We start from the raw sequence: 674 nt of genomic DNA on the forward strand, positions 1-674 counted from the left end.
ACCGGTTGTGCCCGTAGCGCCGGTAACGCCAGTCGCTCCAGTTACGCCAGTCACTCCAGTTGCACCTGTGGCTCCCGTTACGCCTGTAGCTCCCGCTGCACCAGTGACCCCGGTTACGCCCGTGGCTCCGGTTGCGCCCGTGGCTCCGGCTACGCCCGTGGCTCCGGTTATGCCCGTGGCTCCGGTTGTGCCCGTGGCTCCGGTTGTGCCCGTAGCTCCGGTTATGCCCGTGGCGCCGGTTGTGCCCGTAGCTCCGGCTACGCCAGTGGCTCCGGTTATGCCCGTGGCTCCGGTTATGCCCGTGGCTCCTGTAACGCCCGTGGCTCCGGTTGTGCCCGTAGCTCCGGTTATGCCCGTGGCTCCGGTTGTGCCCGTAGCTCCGGTTATGCCCGTGGCTCCGGTTGTGCCCGTAGCTCCAGTTACGCCAGTCACTCCAGTCACTCCAGTTGCACCAGTGACCCCGGTAACGCCCGTGGCGCCGGTTGCACCTGTGACTCCGGTTACGCCCGTGGCTCCAGTTACGCCAGTAGCCCCGGTAACGCCAGTCGCTCCAGTAGCACCTGTGGCTCCGGCTACGCCCGTGGCTCCCGTTACGCCAGTAGCTCCAGTGACGCCAGTCACTCCCGTTGCACCTGTGGCTCCCGTTACGCCTGTAGCTCCCGATGCACCAGTGA

At 66.6% G+C, this 674-nt stretch carries 1 protein-coding gene; it reads right to left on the reverse strand.

Translation table 11 applies throughout. The annotated features are described in order from the left end of the window. Nucleotides 1-674: hypothetical protein (locus PGL02S_RS27960; RefSeq protein ID WP_176583109.1), on the reverse strand; the 674-nt coding region annotated here is incomplete at both ends.

The sequence above is a fragment of the Paenibacillus glucanolyticus NBRC 15330 genome (assembly GCF_004000885.1).
GTDB classification, from domain to species: Bacteria; Bacillota; Bacilli; order Paenibacillales; family Paenibacillaceae; genus Paenibacillus_AQ; species Paenibacillus_AQ glucanolyticus.